General features: G+C 65.8%; 14 protein-coding genes. 6 read left to right on the top strand and 8 right to left on the bottom strand.

What is annotated here, in order from left to right:
- The 3 genes from cysD to Q0627_RS14380 all read left to right on the top strand — a co-directional run.
- The coding region (gene cysD, locus Q0627_RS14390) for a sulfate adenylyltransferase subunit CysD (protein ID WP_298810897.1) at positions 1–809 on the top strand (809 nt) is incomplete at its 5' end.
- Positions 809–2,110 carry a sulfate adenylyltransferase subunit 1 gene (locus tag Q0627_RS14385; RefSeq protein WP_291015574.1) on the top strand — a complete coding sequence of 434 codons (1,302 nt, stop codon included), beginning with the start codon at positions 809–811 and terminating at the stop codon, positions 2,108–2,110. The genes cysD and Q0627_RS14385, both read left to right, overlap by 1 nt.
- Positions 2,111–2,116: 6 nt before the next feature.
- Positions 2,117–2,869: a sirohydrochlorin chelatase gene (locus Q0627_RS14380; protein WP_291015573.1), complete on the top strand. Its 753-nt coding sequence runs from the start codon at positions 2,117–2,119 to the stop codon at positions 2,867–2,869.
- Between the two features lie 17 nt (positions 2,870–2,886).
- Here the strand turns inward: Q0627_RS14380 and Q0627_RS14375 are convergent, their stop codons facing one another.
- Positions 2,887–4,764 carry a TerD family protein gene (locus Q0627_RS14375; protein WP_291015571.1) on the bottom strand — a complete coding sequence of 626 codons (1,878 nt, stop codon included), beginning with the start codon at positions 4,762–4,764 and terminating at the stop codon, positions 2,887–2,889.
- Between the two features lie 158 nt (positions 4,765–4,922).
- On the opposite strand from Q0627_RS14375, the gene Q0627_RS14370 reads away from it, so the two are divergent.
- The 3 genes from Q0627_RS14370 to Q0627_RS14360 are packed head-to-tail and all read left to right on the top strand — an operon-like array spanning position 4,923 to position 6,394.
- Positions 4,923–5,141, top strand: coding sequence for a CopG family transcriptional regulator (locus tag Q0627_RS14370; RefSeq protein WP_291015569.1), 219 nt, complete (start codon positions 4,923–4,925; stop codon positions 5,139–5,141).
- On the top strand, positions 5,138–5,545 hold the full coding sequence (locus Q0627_RS14365; RefSeq protein WP_291015568.1) for a PIN domain-containing protein: 408 nt from the start codon (positions 5,138–5,140) through the stop codon (positions 5,543–5,545). Before Q0627_RS14370 ends, Q0627_RS14365 begins: the two co-directional genes overlap by 4 nt.
- 48 nt (positions 5,546–5,593) lie before the next feature.
- Positions 5,594–6,394: an alpha/beta fold hydrolase gene (locus Q0627_RS14360; protein WP_291015567.1), complete on the top strand. Its 801-nt coding sequence runs from the start codon at positions 5,594–5,596 to the stop codon at positions 6,392–6,394.
- Between the two features lie 256 nt (positions 6,395–6,650).
- On the opposite strand, the gene Q0627_RS14355 is transcribed toward Q0627_RS14360, so the two are convergent.
- From Q0627_RS14355 to lepA, 7 genes are all read right to left on the bottom strand, one after another.
- Positions 6,651–7,646 carry a sulfate/molybdate ABC transporter ATP-binding protein gene (locus tag Q0627_RS14355; RefSeq protein ID WP_291015566.1) on the bottom strand — a complete coding sequence of 332 codons (996 nt, stop codon included), beginning with the start codon at positions 7,644–7,646 and terminating at the stop codon, positions 6,651–6,653.
- Position 7,647: 1 nt separating this feature from the next.
- Positions 7,648–8,598, bottom strand: coding sequence for a sulfate ABC transporter permease subunit CysW (cysW, locus tag Q0627_RS14350; protein ID WP_291015565.1), 951 nt, complete (start codon positions 8,596–8,598; stop codon positions 7,648–7,650).
- Positions 8,595–9,458, bottom strand: coding sequence for a sulfate ABC transporter permease subunit CysT (gene cysT, locus Q0627_RS14345; protein WP_291015564.1), 864 nt, complete (start codon positions 9,456–9,458; stop codon positions 8,595–8,597). Before cysT ends, cysW begins: the two co-directional genes overlap by 4 nt.
- Positions 9,455–10,537 (bottom strand): sulfate ABC transporter substrate-binding protein, encoded by a 1,083-nt coding sequence (locus tag Q0627_RS14340; RefSeq protein WP_298810888.1) that lies wholly within the window; start codon positions 10,535–10,537, stop codon positions 9,455–9,457. The genes cysT and Q0627_RS14340 overlap by 4 nt, the downstream gene beginning before the upstream one ends.
- Positions 10,538–10,780: 243 nt before the next feature.
- A complete protein-coding gene (locus tag Q0627_RS14335) occupies positions 10,781–10,981 on the bottom strand; it encodes a hypothetical protein (protein WP_291015582.1) in 201 nt (66 codons plus the stop codon).
- 340 nt (positions 10,982–11,321) lie between these two features.
- Complete coding sequence (locus Q0627_RS14330; RefSeq protein WP_291015561.1) at positions 11,322–13,352, bottom strand: M3 family metallopeptidase; 2,031 nt, start codon at positions 13,350–13,352, stop codon at positions 11,322–11,324.
- A gap of 1 nt (position 13,353) precedes the next feature.
- The coding region (gene lepA, locus Q0627_RS14325; RefSeq protein ID WP_298810885.1) for a translation elongation factor 4 at positions 13,354–15,098 on the bottom strand (1,745 nt) is incomplete at its 5' end.

The following is a 15,098-nucleotide window of genomic DNA, read 5'->3' as shown; positions in this document are numbered from 1 at the left end:
TCCTGTTCTCCGGCGGCAAGGACTCCACCGTCCTGCTGCACCTGGCGCTCAAGGCTTTCTGGCCCGCACCGCTGCCGTTCGCGCTGCTGCACGTGGACACCGGCCACAACCTGCCGGAGATCATCGAGTTCCGCGACGAGATCGTCGAGCGGCACAATCTGCGGCTGCACGTGGCGTCGGTGGAGGAATACCTGGCCGACGGCCGGCTGACGGAGCGCCCCGACGGCATCCGCAATCCGCTGCAGACCATCCCACTGCTCGACGCGATCACCGAGAACCGGTTCGACGCGGTGTTCGGCGGCGGTCGCCGCGACGAGGAGCGTTCGCGCGCCAAGGAGCGGATCTTCTCCCTGCGCAACGCCTTCGGCCAGTGGGATCCCAAGCGTCAGCGTCCGGAACTGTGGAACCTGTACAACGGCCGGCACGCACCGGGCGAACACGTGCGTGTGTTCCCGCTGAGCAACTGGACCGAACTCGACATCTGGCGGTACATCGCCCGCGAGCAGGTGCTGCTCGCACCGCTGTACTACGCGCACGAGCGTGAGGTGTACGAGCGCGACGGCATGTGGATGACCTCCGGTTCGTGGGGAGGCCCCCGCGAGGGCGAGACCGTCGAGACCCGCAAGGTGCGCTACCGCACCGTCGGCGACGGATCCACCACCGGCGCAATCCTTTCCGACGCCGACACCAACGAGGCCGTCCTCGACGAGGTGGCCGCGTCCCGACTCACCGAACGCGGCGCCACCCGCGGCGACGACCGCGTGTCCGAGGCCGCCATGGAAGACCGCAAACGCGAAGGATACTTCTGATGAAACACCATCCCGACCTGCTGCGTATCGCCACGGCGGGCAGCGTCGACGACGGCAAGTCCACCCTTGTGGGCCGGCTGCTCTACGACACCAAATCCGTTCTGGCAGACCAGATCGACGCCGTCGTGCGCGCCTCGGTGGACCGCGGCCTCGACGGTCCCGACCTGTCGCTGCTGGTGGACGGTCTGCGCGCCGAACGTGAGCAGGGCATCACCATCGACGTGGCCTACCGCTACTTCGCCACCCCACAGCGCTCGTTCGTCCTCGCCGACACCCCCGGGCATGTGCAGTACACCCGCAACACCGTGTCCGGCGCGTCGACCGCGCAGCTGGTCATCCTGCTGGTGGACGCCCGCAACGGAGTCGTCTCGCAGACCCGCCGGCATGCCGCGGTGATGGCGCTTCTCGGTGTGCCGCAACTGGTTCTGGCCGTCAACAAGATCGACCTCGTCGACAATCCCGCCGAGGTGTTCGCACAGATCTCGCAGGAGTTCGGTGAGCTGACCCGCTCGCTCGGCTGGGCCGACGATCAGGTCATCGAGATCCCGGTGTCGGCGCTGCACGGCGACAATGTGGCCATCAAGTCCGACCGCACCCCGTACTACGACGGCCCGACGCTCATCGAGCATCTGGAGACCGTGCCGAATGTCACCGACCGCCGTCAGGTGGGTCTGCGGTTCCCGGTGCAGTACGTCATCCGTCCCCGCACCGCCGAATACCCCGACTACCGCGGCTATGCCGGGCAGATCGCGGCAGGCCGGGTGTCGGTGGGCGACGAGGTGGTCATCCTGCCGTCGGGCACCCGCACCACGATCAGTCAGATCGACACGCCCGACGGCCAATTGGCCACCGCGCACACCGGCCGCAGCGTCACCCTGCTCCTCGCCGACGACGTGGACGCCTCCCGCGGTGACGTGATCGCCTCCGCTGCCGACGCGCCGGAACCGATTCAGCAGTTCACCGCCACCGTGTGCTGGCTCGCCGAGAAGCCACTGCGTCCCGGCGCCCGACTGCTGCTCAAGCACGGCACCCGCACCACGCAGGCGATCGTCGGCGGGCTCGACGCGCTGTTCGACGAGCAGAACCTGACGCTGGTCGACGCTCCGAACACGGTGGAGCTCAACCAGATCGGCCGGATCTCGGTGCAGACCGCCGAGCCGATCGTCGCCGACGACTATCAGGTGAACCGGGAGTCGGGCAGCTTCTTGCTGATCGACCCGCAGGGCGGCAACACCCTGGCCGCGGGTCTGGTGGGCGACGCACTGTCGCCGCTGCACCTGCAAGAAGCCGAACTCGTCTGACCTGCTGTGCATTCTCCCAAACTGGTGCTCGTCGCGCACGGCAGCCGTGATCCCCGGTTCGCGGCCACCGCGCGGCGAGTACGGTCGGCGGTCGCCGCGGCGATGCCCGGTATCGACGTCGAACTGTCGTACCTGGATCTCAACGATCCGGCCATCGGCACGGTGATCGCCCGGTCCGGCGATTGTGTGGTGGTCCCGCTGCTTTTCGCCGAGGGATTCCATTCCAAGATCGATCTGCCGGCGATCGTCGTCGACAATGCCCGCCCGGGGCAGCGCGTGGTCCAGACCCCGGTGATCGGTTCGCATTCGCTGACCGGCGCCCTCGCTGATCGCCTGGCCGAAGCGGGCCTGCGCGAGGATGACGGCGTACTTCTCTGCGCCGTCGGCTCGTCCGACGCGAGTGCCGACCGCCACGCCCGCCGTCGCTCCATCGAACTCTCGACGCTCCTGCACCGGCCCGTCGACGTCGTGTTCGCCACCAAACTCGGCTCCCGCGACAACGCCCTCAGGAGTTCGGTTCGGAGGCTGAAGGCGGCCGGCGCCGAACGAATCGTGCTCAGCCCGTACTTCCTGTCCGCCGGTCTGCTCACCGAACGCGTCGAAACCGCACTAGATCGCCTGTGCCCCGACGCCCTCGTCGCCGGTCCCCTCGGCGCACACCCCGACGTGGTCGACACCGTCGTCGAGCTGTATGCCGACGCCATCGGCGGCGGCACCCGCGATGACGAAATACTCTCGGGAGGGTTCAGGTACTCCTGAACCGGCACGGTGGCGCCCTAGTCGTCGACGTCGACGCCGTGGTCGCGGGCAAGTCCTGCCAATCCGTCGCTCCAGCCCTGGCCGATCGCGCGGACCTTCCACTGTTCGCGCCCACCTCCGGGTGTGTGCCGATAGATCTCGAACAGGATTGCGGCCCGGATGACCGGTTCCAGCACGGGCCGGAACGTCCAGCGGATACCGAAACTGACGATGCCCGCGCCGTGATCGGTCAATGCGCCGAATCCGTGACCGGCCTCGGTGTCCATCGTCGCCACCACCAGGACCCGGGCCACCGCGGCGGGCACCGCGGCCAGGTGGATCGTCCCCGATTCCCCCATTCCTGTTGCGGTGGCGTACTTTCCGTTGATCCGGACGGCACCGTCCGGTGTCGCGGGCTGGTTGTAGAAGACGAAGTCGGCATCCCCGCGGACCTGCCCGGTGCGGTCGACGAGCAGCAGACTGAGATCGGCGTCGGCGCCCGCGAACTCGAAATAGGTATCGAGCGACTCGACAGCCGAGTCCGGGAGCACGCTGCTTTGACCGGCCGTCATGGTGACGCATTCCGGTTCCGCAGGCGGATTGTCGCCATCCGGAGCAGGCGACGGTGCCGGTGCTGCACCGGATCTCGCGGCCAGCCAGTCCGTGCACGGTGTGAGCAGATATGGATCCGGGAGGTCCTCGCCGAAAGGGGTTTCGGGGTTCGCTGCCTCGCTGACGGCGATGTCGAGTCCGGCGAGCCCGGAAGCGTCCGCGCCGCCCAATCCTTCGTCGTCGGCACCGGCGATCAGTTCGGTCAGTCCCGGAATGCCATTGGTATTCAGCGGTTTCAGCGTCGACGAGACATTACCGGAGACCGTCAGCCGGATACTGGACTGCACGTCCACACCGATGTCGAAAATCCGGAACGCGTCATCAGCGGTGCGCCAGGGTGTGGATTCTACGATGCGGCGGTCCCAGGAGCCGTACGCCACCACACCGAGCCTGCGATCGGGAAACCGCGTGATGACAACGACGTTGGCGGTCATGATCGCTGGTGCGACGGCGAACGCCTCCCGGCAGGTTGCTGCCAGGTTGGCGGCGAGGATGTGCTGCCACCAAGCGGTTCTGTCGCGTTTGGTGAGGGCTTTGAGCGTCGGATTGCCGGCCGCGGTGGTGCTCGGCATCTTGTCAGGGAGCGATTCGATGTCCTGGAGTCTCATCACGATCGACAGCGTCGCCCCGTCCACCCCGACGGCGCATCCGGCGGCCGGATTGTCCGCGAACGCCGTGTTCACAGCCTCGATGACGGTGGTCTCCTCGTTGCGGCACAGGGCATCCCACCAATCCCCGGCCGAGGCCACCAGTGACTGATAGATCAGCGACGTCCGTTCGGTCTCCTCCACGCAGTACGCACTCGCCGCTGCCGCGGCCTGCTCCCGTGCCGCGGCACGTTGCGATCGGGCGAACCTGCCCACCCCACGCAACAGTTCCGCGGTCATCTGCGCCTGCACGGCGTGGATATTCAGCGGGGGCGGCAAGGGTATCTCCGGACGGACCGCGGGCGGCCAGTCGTCGAGATGAACGGTCGTCGACGACGCGTGCAACTGGTTGAGCGACGCGATGGCAGCATCGCGCTCAGCCTGCTGTGCTGCCCGCTCGGCAGCACGTGCCGCGCGCGCCAGTTGCGCCGGTGACGCACCGGGCCGGTGTGTGCGCCGGGTACTGGTACTCCGTCGCCCCCGGGACCGTCCGCCCACCGACTGCGAGGCGTAGAACGGCCCGAACCCGGTGGAGACTCTGGTGCGGCCGCTACCGAAATGCACCCGCGCGGCACGCGGACCCACCGAAGCGCGCACTCCCCGTGTCGACACCCGCACCCGCATTCCGGGCACGCCGACACGGAACCCCATCGCCATTCCGCACTCCATCACTGTCGCCGAAAGTCACCGCCAGACGCCGGAAACCCGCGGTTCAATTTACTGGGACGCATCAGCCGACGTGGACCACTATGTCGACTTGCCTGCGGCAATCGCCTGCACCCACTCACAGCACCACCGGTGGTACCATGTATGGTATGGCTAAGACGACGCTCTATCTTCCCGACGATCTCAAACGTGCCATCGAACTCGAAGCGCGTCGTCAGTCCCTGTCCGAAGCCGAGGTCATTCGTCAGGCACTGCGGTCTTCCCTCGCCGATCAGACTCGTCGCCGCCCCCGCGGTGGTCTGTTCGCGAGCGGCGATCCGGTCGCGGACCGGGTCGATGATCTACTCGCCGACGGCTTCGGTCAGTGATCGTCGACACCAGCGCTCTCCTGGCATTCTTCGACAGCTCAGAACCCACCCATGAGGCAGTCTCGGAGGCCGTCGAATCCACGAGTGAGCCGCTCGTGGTATCGCCGTTCGTGGTCGCCGAACTCGACTACATCGTGTTGACCAGGCACGGATCACGGGCCGAGGCTTTGGTTCTCGATGAATTGTCCTCGGGATCCTGGGAATTGGCGACGTTCGACATCGCCCGGTTCACGACCGCGTCGTCGATCGTCAAGCAGTACGCCGACATACCGATCGGCATCACCGACGCCTCGAACATCGTTCTCGCGGATGCGTATCAAACCCGGACGATCGCGACTCTGGATCGCAGGCACTTCAGCATTCTTCGGCTCCCGGACGGAACCGCGCCTGCTCTTGTGCCGTGAGGCGACGGCATTCACCGCGTCGATGGCCACACCACTACTCTGACGTGCATGCGGCAATTCATCGTCGACGTCGATGGCGCACGGCTGGCGGGAGAAGGTTCCGAGTCACCGGCCGTGGTGCTGGTACACGGTATGGCAGGCGATCGAAGCGACTGGGATGTGCTGGTCCGGGCACTGCCCGACGATCTGCCGCTGCTGCGGTACGACCTGCGTGGCTTCGGGGAGTCCACAGGGCCGGACGGCGTGGAGTTCTCCCATTCCGACGACCTGATCGCCGTTCTCGACGCCCAGGGCATCGACCGGACGGTGCTGGTGGGGGTGTCGATGGGTGGCGCGATCGTCGTCAACACCGCACTCAACCACCCCGACCGGGTGTCGGGACTGGTGCTGATCAGTCCGGCACTGACCGCCTGGCGGTGGTCCCGCGACTGGCGAGCGCGTTGGAAGGACGTCGCCACACTCGTACAGGCGGGTGACATCGACGGCGCCCGCGACCTCTGGTGGACGCACCCCATGTTCGATGCGGTCCGCGAAACCCCGGTCGCCGGTGACTTGCGAATGGCGTTGAACCGCTTCGCCGGCCGTCAATGGCTCGGCGACGACCAGCGTCGCGAACTCCCCGACGCCGAACGACTGCATGCACTCAGCACCCCGACGACCCTGCTCAGCGGCGCCCGCGACGCCGACGACATGTGCCTGATCGCCGACGTGATCGCGGCTGCGGCACCGGATGTCGAACGCATCGACTTCCCCGACGCCGGTCACATGTTGCACTGGGAACGCCCAGCCGACGTGGCCGCCGCGATCACCGGTTCGAGTCATGCGGTCGACTCACCGGACCCTTCGTGACGCGGCCGGCTCGCAAGCTCGCGCACCCGCTCCTCAGGGATCAAGATGGACTCCCCCAACGAAGCCTCGAAGAAGCAAGGGGACCGCATCTTGATCCCCGAGGCCGATGCGACAAAGGCGTGTCGGCGTAATGGTCGGCGGCCGCCGACATCGAGGACCACATCTTGATCCCCGAGGCCGATGCGACGAAGGAGCGAGGGTCACGAGGGGTCCAGCGAGACACACGTCTGACGCAACCCCCTCGTGACTTCACCCATCAGACCGCCGTCAGCGCGGGAACCTTCGTCGCGCGGGCGTAGATCTGTTCTCCGGTCACAAGGTTCAGCGCGTTGGCGTCACCGCGGGTGATCTGTGCGGCGAACTCCTCACCTGAGGCGAGTGACGTCAGTTCGACGCGGGTCTCGAAACCGAGGTGCACCACACGGTCGACGGTGGCCTTGATGATGCCGGTGTCGAGCGCGGCGTCGGCGGCCGGGAGCGCCAGTTCGGGGTTGCGTCCGATGCGGATGTCGTGCGGGCGCACCAACTCTCCATTGAGCCGGACGGTCTGCCCCAGAAACGATGCGACGAACTCGTTCGCCGGGCGATCGTACAGGTCGTCGGGTGAACCGACCTGCTCGATGCGGCCCTTGTTGAGCACCGCGATCCGGTCGGACACGTCGAGTGCCTCCTGCTGGTCATGGGTCACCAGCACGGTGGTCACGCCCACCTCTTCGTGCAAGCGGCGCAACCACTTTCGCAGGTCGTCGCGGACCTTGGCGTCGAGCGCGCCGAACGGTTCGTCGAGCAGCAGCACCTGCGGATCGACCGCCAGTGCCCGGGCCAGCGCCATACGCTGGCGCTGACCACCGGAAAGCTGTGCCGGGTAACGCTTCTGGAAACCGGCGAGCCCGACGATCTCGAGTAGCTCGTCGACCTTGGCGTCGACCTCGTTCTTGGGGCGCTTGCGGATCTTGAGCCCGAACGCCACATTGTCACGGACGGTGAGGTGTTTGAACGCGGCGTAGTGCTGGAACACGAAACCGATGTCGCGTTTCTGCGGCGACGCGGTGGACACGTCGTTGCCCTTGATCACCACGGTGCCCGAGTCGAGGGAGTCGAGGCCCGCGATGGCCCGCAGCAGCGTCGACTTGCCGGAGCCCGACGGTCCGAGCAGCGAGGTCAGCGAGCCGTCGGGGATCTCGATCGACACATCGTCGAGTGCGGCGAAATCTCCGTAGCGCTTGTTGGCGCCGATCACCTGGATGGACATGTCACACACCTTCCTTGGAGCCGGCGGCCCCTGCGAGAACCGCTGTGCCGGCGGAGGAATTGTTGCCGCCCGATGCGGCGGATTCTGTCGGGTCCGCCGACCCGGCGGTACCGGGTTTGGCGGTGTAGGACTGGCTCGCCTCCGCGATGCGGCCCTTGGCGCGGTGTTCGATGAAGGTCATCGCGACCAGCACCAGAATGGCCACGAACATCAGCAGTGTCGCCGCGGCGTATGCGCCGAATTCGTTGTAGTCGTCGGTGTACCGCGAGTGCACCAACAGCGTCAGCGTCTGCGAGACGCCCGGGAAGTTGGACGAGACCATGGTTACAGCGCCGTATTCACCGAGCGAACGCGCGATGGTGAGCACCACGCCGTAGGTCAGGCCCCAGCGGATCGCCGGCAGGGTGATGCGCGAGAACGTCTGCCAGGCGTTGGCGCCGAGGGTGGCGGCGGCCTGTTCCTGTTCGGTACCGATCTCGCGCAGCACCGGCTCCACCTCGCGGACGACGAACGGAAGCGTCACGAAGATGGTGGCCAGCACCAGTCCGGGGAAGCCGAATATGATGCGGAAGCCGAGGCTTTCGATACCACCGAACCAGCCGCCGTGTCCCCACAGCAGGATCAGCGCTACGCCGACCACCACGGGCGAGACCGCGAACGGCAGGTCGACCACAGCCTGCAGGAAACCCTTGCCGGGGAACTTGCCACGGACGAGGGCCAGCGCGGTGGCGATGCCGAAGACCACGTTCAGCGGCACCACGATCGCGACGATGATCAGACTCAGTTGCAGCGCCGAGATGGCGGCGGGGGTGGTGATCCAGTCCCAGAACTGGCCGAAGCCGTGTTCGAAGGAGCGCCAGAAGATCAGCGACACCGGTACCACGAGCAGGATGAACAGGTAGACGAGGGCGACGGTCCGCAAACTCAAGCGGACCCAGGGAGCGATTTTCACTGGTCCTTCTCCTCTCGGACGGACTGCCGCCTGCCGACGATCCGCAGGATGAGCAGTGCGATGAACGCGATGACCAGCAGGACCACCGAGATGGCGGCGGCGTTGACCGGTTCGTCGACCTCGATCTGCTGCTGGATGTACTGGGATGCCACCTGCGTTTCGCCGGGGATGTTGCCACCGATCAGCACCACCGACCCGAATTCGCCGATCGCCCGGGTGAAGGCGAGGCCCGCACCGGTGAGGATCGACGGCAGCAACGCGGGCAGCACGATCTTGGTGAAGGTGGTGACATTGCTGGCGCCGAGCACCGCCGCGGCCTCCTCGACGTCTCTGTCGAGTTCGAGTAGCACCGGCTGCACCTGCCGCACCACGAACGGCAGCGTGACGAAGGTCAGCGCGATGACCAGCGCGGGCTGGGTGGCGTTGAGCTGGATGTCGATCGGGCTGTTGGGTCCGTACAGCGACAGCAACACGAGGCTCGCGACGATTGTCGGCAGCGCGAACGGCAGGTCGATGATCGCGTTGACGAATGCCTTGCCGGGGAACTCGTCACGCACCAGCACCCAGGCGATGAGCGTGCCGAAGACGACGTTGATCAGGGCGACGACGAGCGAGACCCATACGGTGATCGTCAGTGCGTCGATCGCGGCGTCGTCGGTGATGGCGTCCCAGAAGCCGCTCCAGCCGTTGTCGAACGACTGCACGGTGATCGCGGCGAGCGGCAGCAGCACGATGACGCTGAGCCACAGCCAGGCGACACCGATCTGGGCGGGTGACACACCGCTGAAGGTGCGCGACCGGCCGAGGAATCCCCCGGGTGCGCCCGCGCCCGTGGGTGTGTGTTCGGTTGCGATGCTCACTGTCGCCCTCCGGAGTTGTAGATCTTGGTGATGGCGCCCTTGGAGCCGAAGAGCGCGCCGTCGACCGCTTTCCAGCCGGTCAGGTCCTTGCCGTCGTTCTTGGCCGCGGTGCCTTCACCGAGCACCTTGCCGATCTCGTCGATGGTCCACAGCTTCTCGATATGGCCGGGGAACTGGTCGGCCGTCTCTGCGATGACCTCGGGTACCACCGGCCGGAACCCCTGCTTGGCCCAGAGCCGCTGTGCCTCGGGGGTGAACAGGAAGTCGACGAATGCCTTGGCCGCGGTCTTATGGTCCGAGGTGTTCACGACGGCCGCCGGGTTCTCGATCTTGAAGGTCTGCGGCGGCAGCACGTAGTCGACCTGCTGATTCTTCGATGACGTCGCGTTCTGCCGTTCGAGCATGATCGCTTCGTTCTCGTAGCTGATCAGCACGTCGCCCTGGCCCTGCTCGAATGCGGTGGTCGCTTCGCGGCCCGATTTGGGCACGACGGTCACGTGATTGCGGATCAGCTCGCTCACGTAGTCGAGGCCGGCCTGCACGTCTCGGCCACCGTTGCTCTTCGCCGAGAACGGGGCGAGCAGGTTCCACTTCGCCGAACCCGAGCTGCCCGGGTTGGGGGTGACCACCTGAACACCGGGCTTGAGCAGATCGTCCCAGTCCTTGATGTTCTTGGGGTTGCCCTTGCGTACCACCAGCGCGACCACCGAACCGAACGGCGTCGACTTGTTGGGCGCCTGGTCCTGCCAGTCCTTGTCGACGACGCCCTCTTTGACGAGGCGGGTGATGTCGGGGTCGACGGAGAAGTTGACGACGTCCGCGGGAACCCGGCGCGCAACCTTGCGGGACTGGTCGCCCGACGCCCCGTAGGACTGGGAGAATCCCACGTCGCGCCCCTCATCGGTTTCCCTGAAGGCCGGGATGATCAGGTCGAATCCGGCCTTGGGGACGGCGTACGCAACAAGGTTGATGTGCTGGCTGCCGCTGGAGATGTCCTCACCACCGGGTTCGTCGGTCGATCCGCCGCCGCAGGCGGTCACGGTGCCGGCCGCGCAGAGCGCGACCAGTCCGGTCGCCATGGCACGCCATGATCTGGCCCTTCTGTTCATTGCTCTCCTCACCGGCATGGTCGACTCCCCCGTCGGGAGCCATGAAGACTGATGCCGATACAAGCTAGCAATGTCAGAGCGTCGGGAGGCGCCTTGCAATCACGCTGATCCGAACCCTGCTGACCTGGGGTTTCAGCGGGTGATCAGCCACGCGATGATCACCAGAATAATGAGCGCGAGCAGCGCCATCGTCACACGCGAACGAATCATCAGCTACAGCCCAGTCCCATCGTCGTCGAGAAACCGCCGCCGGTCGACAAGACCGGTCATCGCCTCTACCAGCAGATTCAGCACCACCGCGGCCCCGACGGCCAACGGCACCACCACGACGAGGGTCACCAGCAGTTGCGGCACGAACGACAGTCCGGTCAGCCACTCCTCGACACCGTCCCACCAATCCAGGAACGCCGTCACTGCCATCTCACCTCGCCGGTCCGCATCCGTGCGGAACTTTCATTCATCCTGATCGCAATCCTACGTCCACCCACCATCTTGATCCCCGAGACCAAAGCAGTGAGAAGCGGACACCTTCTTGATCCCTGAAGCCGAAGCAACGAACGAACAGACACCTCCTCGATCCCTAAAGCCGAAGCAACGAACGAGCGGACACCTTCTTGATCCCAGAGACCGAAGCAACGAACGAGCGGACACCTTCTTGATCCCTGAGGCCGAAGCGACGGAGGAGCGAGGGTCACGAAGGGTCAGGTGACCTTTCGAATCCTGACGCACCCACCTCAAACCCGCACCCAGCGGTTCACACCACCGCCAGCCCCCGCCGCCGCAGCAACGGATCGACACTCGGCGTACGCCCGATCAGTTCCCGGTGCGCGACAAGCGGATCCACACTGTCACCACGCGAGAGCGTCGACTCAACGAACCGCCGACCGTTCTCGCGCGACAACCCGCCCTCGGCGAGGAACCACTGCTCGGTCTCGGCGTCGAGGATCTCCGACCAGATATACGAGTAGTACCCGGCCGAGTACCCCCCACCGAAGATGTGGTTGAAGTACGCCGTGCGATACCGCGGTGGAATGAGATCGGACGCCAGCCCCGCCTTCACCAGCGCACCACGCTCGAACGCCTCGACATCGGTGACCGCTTCGGCCTCCTGGGTGCTCAGCCGATGCCACGCCAGATCCAGCACTGCCGCCGCCAGATATTCGATAGTGCCGTGCGCGGTTTCGGTGTTGGCCGCCTCACGCGCGGCCTGCGCCAGTTCGACGGGAATCGGTTCACCGGTACCGTGATGCCGGGCGTAGTGAGCAAGCACGTCGGAGTGCAGCACCCACATCTCGTTGACCTGCGACGGGAATTCGACGAAGTCACGCGGCACCGAGGTACCCGATTGCGACGGATACTCCACCGACGACAGCAACCCGTGCAGCGTGTGCCCGAATTCGTGGAACAGCGTCGTCAACTGGTCGGTTGACAGCAGACACGGCTCACCCGCGTCGGGTTTGGTCAGATTCAGCACGTTGACGATCACCGGTGTGCTGCGCAGCGCGGCCGACTGGTCGACGATGCTGTTCATCCACGCCCCACCACGTTTGGACGGCCGGGCATAGAAATCACCGAGATACAGCCCGACGCTGGTGCCGGCATCGTCATGGACCTCCCACGCCCGCACGTCGGGGTGGTAGCCGTGTAGGTCGGGGCGTGGGGAGAACCGCAGCCCGTACAGCACACCCGCGGCGTAGAACACACCGTCGTTGAGTACCCGGTCGAGTTCGCAGTAGTCGGTGAACGCGCTCAGGTCGACCGAGGCATTGGCCTTGCGCTCCTGCGCAAGCCAGTAGGTGACATCCGCGGGACCGAGCGCACCGCCCGCGAGTTCGCTGAGCCGCGCGAGCTCAGAAGAACCCGCCCGCATCGCCGACGCGGCCAGCTCGGTGAGCAGCTTGTCGACGGCGTCGGGGCCGGGTGCGGTTTCCTCGGCGATCACGTAGTCGGCGTGTGTCCGGTAGCCGAGCAGTTCAGCTCGGCGGGCCCGCAGCCGCACGATCTCCAACACGATGTCGCGGGTGTCGAAATCATTACCGCGCAGGCATCGTCGTACCGACGCATCGAGAATCCGTTGCCGCAGTGCGGGATCGGCCAGGGAGGCGAGCACCGACTGGCTCGTCGGAAGTTGCAGCGCCAGAAGATGTTTGCCGTCATGTCCGGCTTCAGTGGCGGCCCGGGCGGCGGCGGCGATCTCGGCGGCCGACAACCCGTCGACTTCGGCGACGTCGTCGACAAGCACGGCGGAGTCGTTGGTGTCGTCGAGGAGAAGCTGCGAGAACGTGGTGGTCAGGTATGCCAGCCGCGAGGAGATCTCCCGTATCTGTGCCTGTCCGTCCGGCGCGAGTCCGGCCCCCGACCGCACCGAGCTGCGGTACTGCTTGTCGAGCAACCGGCGCTGCGGCTCGGACAGCCCGAGTTCATCGGCCCGCTCGTGCAGCGACGAAATACGTGCGAACAGTTCGGGATTCATCGCGATGGTGTTGAAGTGATCGGTGAGCGCCGTCGACAGGTGCTGGGCGATCTCGTTGCGTTTCGGATTGGTGTCCGGGCCGACGAGGTTGAAGAAGACACCGCTCACCCGTGCCAGGTCCCGGCCGCACAACTCCAGCGCCTCGGCGGTGTTGGCGAATGTCGCGGGTCCGGGATCGGCCGCGATCTGTTCCACCTCTGCGAGGTGTGTCGCCATCGCCTCAGTGAATGCGGGCAGGAAATCATCGTCGGAGATCGACGCGAAATCCGGCAGACCGTGCGGCAGTTCCGACTGCGCGAGAACGGGATTCATCTCACTTGCCCTTCGGCTTGTCGCCGGACTGATCGGTCGAGAGCGCCGCGACGAATGCTTCCTGCGGCACATCGACGCGACCGATCGTCTTCATCCGCTTCTTGCCCTCTTTCTGCTTCTCAAGCAGTTTGCGTTTACGGGAGATGTCACCGCCGTAGCACTTGGCGAGAACATCCTTTCGGATAGCCCGGATATTCTCGCGCGCAATGATCTTCGAGCCGATCGCCGCCTGGATCGGCACCTCGAACTGCTGGCGCGGGATGAGTTCCTTGAGTTTGAGGGCCATCTTGTTGCCGTACGTGTAGGCCGCGTCCTTGTGCACGATGGCGCTGAACGCGTCCACCGCCTCACCCTGCAGCAGGATATCGACCTTCACCAAGTCGGCTTCCTGCTCGCCGGCCTCCTCGTAGTCGAGGCTGGCGTAGCCGCGGGTGCGGGATTTGAGTGCGTCGAAGAAGTCGAAGATGATCTCCGCCAGCGGCATCGTGTACCGCATCTCCACGCGGGTCTCCGACAGATAGTCCATGCCGCCGAGGTCGCCGCGCCGGGACTGGCACAGTTCCATGATGGCGCCGATGAACTCGCTCGGCGCAATCACCGTCATCTTCACGATGGGCTCGAAGATGGTGCGCGACTTACCTTCCGGCCAGTCCGACGGGTTGGTGACGATATGTTCAGCGCCGTCGTCCATGATCACCCGGTACACCACGTTGGGCGCTGTGGAGATCAGATCCAGGCCGAATTCGCGTTCGAGGCGCTCACGCGTGATCTCCATGTGCAGCAGTCCCAGGAAGCCGCACCGGAAGCCGAAACCGAGCGCCACCGACGTCTCCGGCTCGTACGTGAGCGCGGCGTCGTTGAGTTGCAGTTTGTCCAGCGCCTCGCGCAGCACCGGGTAGTCCGATCCGTCGACCGGATACAGGCCCGAATACACCATCGGCCGCGGTTCGCGGTATCCGGTGAGTGCCTCGGTGGCACCGTGCCGGGCGGTGGTGACAGTGTCGCCGACCTTCGACTGCCGCACGTCCTTCACACCGGTGATGAGGTAGCCCACCTCACCCACGCCCAGTCCGCGCGACGATTTGGGTTCGGGCGAGACGATGCCCACCTCGAGGAGTTCGTGGGTGGCCCCGGTCGACATCATGGCGATCTTCTCGCGCGGCACGATCTTGCCGTCGACCACGCGCACGTATGTGACCACACCGCGGTAGGTGTCGTAAACCGAATCGAAGATCATCGCCCGCGCCGGCGCGTCCGGGTCACCCTCAGGGGCCGGCACCAACCGGATCACCTCATCGAGCAACTCGGCCACGCCCACACCGGTCTTCCCCGACACCCGCAGCACCTCGCCGGGTTCGCACCCGATGATGTGCGCGATCTCACCGGCATACCGGTCCGGGTCGGCGGCGGGCAGGTCGATCTTGTTGAGCACCGGAATAATGGTGAGGTCGTTGTCCATCGCCAGGTACAGGTTGGCCAGCGTCTGCGCCTCGATACCCTGAGCGGCGTCGACGAGCAGCACAGCCCCCTCGCACGCCTCCAACGCACGGCTCACCTCGTAGGTGAAGTCGACGTGTCCGGGGGTGTCGATCAGGTGGATGACGTAGTCCTCGTCACCGACCTTCCACGGCAGCCGAACGTTCTGCGCCTTGATGGTGATGCCACGCTCGCGTTCGATATCCATCCGGTCGAGGTACTGCGCGCGCATCGCACGCTCCTCCACCACGCCGGTGAGCTGCAGCATCC

The sequence above is a fragment of the uncultured Gordonia sp. genome (assembly GCF_937858515.1).
Taxonomy (GTDB): Bacteria; Actinomycetota; Actinomycetes; order Mycobacteriales; family Mycobacteriaceae; genus Gordonia.
Note: the sequence above shows the minus strand (reverse complement) of the source record. Positions and strands in the feature narration are given on the sequence as shown.